Raw genomic sequence first — 1,636 nt, forward strand, 5'->3', positions numbered from 1 at the left:
CCGGAGATGCCCACGGCCAGGTAGACCGATGGGGCCACGATGTTGCCGGTCTGGCCGATCTGCATGGTCGGCGCGGCCCAGCCTTCGTCCACGGCGCCGCGGGAAGCGCCCACGCCCGCGTTCAGAATGGCGGCCATCTCGCGCAGCATGGCAAAGTTCTCGCCACTGCCCATGCCCCGTCCGCCGGAGACGATCACATTGGCATCCTCCAGCGGGATGCCCTCGGTCACGACCGCTTCCTCGGCCAGGAGCTGGATCCCATCGGCCGCATCGCCAAGGGGCGTGGCCGCGGTGGTGCCGGTCAGCTCGGCCGGCTCGAAGTACTTTCTGCGCACGGTGAGGATGGCCGGGGTCTTGTCGATTTTAAACGTCGCCACGGCCTTGCCGCCGTAGATGGGCCGGTTGACGGTCATGTCCGCTGTGGCGCCGATGACCTCGGAGAGCACCGGCGCGCCCAGGCGCACGCTCAAGGGGCCGGCGATCTCGGCGCCCACGGTGGTGGCCGAGAGCAGCACCAGGGCGTAATCCCCGTTTTTGACCAAATCGGCAATCTGGTCGATCAGGTTGGCGCCCACGGCCGCCTGGCTTTGGTAGGCCGTGTCAAAGGTGCCGGGAATGTCTCCCTCACCCAGGACGAGAATGTCCGGTGTGGTGCCGAGGGTGCGGCTCACCGTGACCAGCTCGCCGATCCGCTTGGTGTCGATAACCTCGATGATCAGGCTTTTCATAGGTAGCGGGCCTCCCTTAGTTTGCTCAAGAGCAGTTTGGCGGTATCGGCCATGTCCTCGAGGGGCAAAAACTCGCAGACCGATTCCATCTTGGGAATTTCCACGGATACTTCATCCACGGCCATGGACGTGCCCGGGATACCCTCGATCTTCTCCACGGGTTTTTTCTTGGCCGCGAAAATGGCACGCACCACCGGAATGCGGGGCACGTTCTCCGGGATGCTGGTGATGGAGAGTACGCCCTTGCCGGAGAATTCGAGGCGGCGAATGCCGTTTTCGTGGGCCTGGGCGACCATCCAGCTGTCGCCCTCGGACTGGATGCGGCTGATCTGCGGCAAAAATGGCCAGCGGAGCATACCGGCCAGAATGCTGTGCACCACGCCGCGGTCCATGTCGGCGGACTGCTGTCCGGCCAGCACCAGGTCCACGTCCCCCAAACGGTCGATGGCCATCTTGAGATTCTCGGCGATCACAAAGGGATCGTCGGACTCGCCGAGCACCAGATGAAGGGCGTCCCCGCCCATGGCAATGGCTTTTCGCAAAACGGAAACATCCTCGGTCTTACCGTAGGAGATGATGGTCAGTTTTGCCTTGTAGGCTTCCTTCAATTGAACGCCGGTCTCGATGGCGTTCTCATCGTACAGCCCGATCATGCGCGTGTAGCGGCCGTGGGCGCGATTGCCGGTGAGCTCGAAATCGGCGCTCGGCACCTCGTAATCGGGAACCACTTTGGCCAGTACGGCGATATGCATAATTGTATCCTCCTTATTCAGGGCAGCCTCAGGTGATAATGGCTGCCCTCGTTCACGCCGCGGCAACGGGTAGGAATGTCAAATGTCCAATGCCAAATGCCAAATGGCGGTATGCTATCTATTTAAATCGATACGATCCTTCAATTGACATTTGGA

At 61.6% G+C, this 1,636-nt stretch carries 2 protein-coding genes; both read right to left on the reverse strand.

The window, feature by feature from the left end; translation table 11 throughout:
• Positions 1 to 728, reverse strand: a 728-nt coding sequence (locus JCM12296_RS34620; protein ID WP_054702711.1) for an electron transfer flavoprotein subunit alpha/FixB family protein, incomplete at its 3' end; no start/stop codon positions are given.
• Entirely contained in the window at positions 725 to 1,480 is a 756-nt protein-coding gene (locus JCM12296_RS34625) for an adenine nucleotide alpha hydrolase family protein (protein WP_054702713.1), read from the reverse strand. The genes JCM12296_RS34625 and JCM12296_RS34620, both read right to left, overlap by 4 nt.
• Between the last annotated feature and the right edge of the window lie 156 nt (positions 1,481 to 1,636).

Source organism: Desulfosarcina cetonica JCM 12296 (assembly GCF_001311845.1).
Lineage (GTDB): Bacteria > Desulfobacterota > Desulfobacteria > Desulfobacterales > Desulfosarcinaceae > Desulfosarcina > Desulfosarcina cetonica.

Coding starts and splice junctions, on each gene's coding strand:
- JCM12296_RS34625 (WP_054702713.1), bottom strand. CDS start 1,480: ATGCATATCGCCGTACTGGCCAAAGTGGTTCCCGATTACGAGGTGCCG.